Origin of the sequence: Ilumatobacter sp., assembly GCF_041688325.1 — a bacterium.
Classification (GTDB): domain Bacteria; phylum Actinomycetota; class Acidimicrobiia; order Acidimicrobiales; family Ilumatobacteraceae; genus Ilumatobacter_A.
Genome location: NZ_JBDNIJ010000399.1, coordinates 1 through 1118 on the forward strand (window position 1 = coordinate 1; position 1118 = coordinate 1118).

The 1118-nt window shown below is 63.0% G+C and carries 2 protein-coding genes; both read left to right on the plus strand.

Annotated elements, in window-relative coordinates:
* Positions 1-715 (plus strand): DEAD/DEAH box helicase (locus ACH2EI_RS19950; protein ID WP_395161297.1); only part of this gene is annotated, 715 nt, incomplete at its 5' end.
* The coding region (locus tag ACH2EI_RS19955) for a UvrD-helicase domain-containing protein (protein ID WP_395161299.1) at positions 712-1118 on the plus strand (407 nt) is incomplete at its 3' end. The genes ACH2EI_RS19950 and ACH2EI_RS19955, both read left to right, overlap by 4 nt.

Genomic DNA, 1118 nt, shown 5'->3' on the forward strand with positions numbered 1-1118 from the left:
ACGAGTCCCATTCATCGGTCTGACAGCCACGCCCTACCGGGGCACGTCGGAGACCGAGACTGTCCGGCTGGTCAACCGGTTCGACGGCCGTCGACTCGACGGCTTCGATGACGACCCCTATGGAACACTGCAGGACATGGGAGTCTTGGCACGCGTTGAGCACCGGTTACTCGCCGGATCGGACATCTCGTTGACCGCCGACGAACTCGCGACGCTGCAACAGACAACCCGCCTGCCCGCTGCAGTTCTCGAACGACTCGGCGAGGACAAGAGTCGCAACCAAAAAATCCTGGAATCCATCCTCGGGCTACCCGACCACTTCACCGTTCTGCTGTTCGCAGCCTCCGTGAACCACGCGGAGCTGATGGCCGGGCTCCTGTCGATCGAAGGGATGCCGAGCCGGGCCATCTCGGCACGAACCGACCGGGGCGCCAGACAGCACTACATCGAACAATTCCGTCAGGGCGAGGTTCGAGTGCTGACCAACTACGGCGTCCTCACCGAAGGTTTCGACGCTCCCGCTGTGAGCGCCGTCTACGTGGCCCGCCCAACATTCAGCCCGAACCTGTACCAGCAGATGATCGGCCGAGGTCTTCGAGGCCCGCTCAACGGCGGCAAAGAGCTCTGCCTCATCGTCAACGTCGAGGACAACCTCGCTGCCTACGGCGAAAGTCTTGCCTTCGAGGCGTTCAACCACCTCTGGAGCAATGATTGAGTCTCACCGACGAACAGACGACGGTCGCATCGGCTGAGCCGACCGTGCGCCAGCTGGTGACGGCAGGCCCCGGAACCGGCAAGACCCACACCCTGGTCGCCCGGATCGGCCACCTCGTTGACTTCCACGACGTGTCGCCGGGCGGGGTGCTGGCGCTTAGCTTCAGCCGCGCAGCGGTCGGCGAGCTCACTCGCCGTCTGCGTGCGACAGGGGATGACGCTGGCCGCGTCGCTCCGATCACGTTCGATTCGTTTGCCACGCGCGTGCTGGCGCAGATCGACCCCGAAGGCGAATGGAAAGAGTCGTCCTTCGACGGGCGGATCGAAGAAGCGATCTCTCGAATCGACGACTTCGGAGAATTCCTGGAACGAATCGAACATGTCTGCGTCGACGAACTACAAGA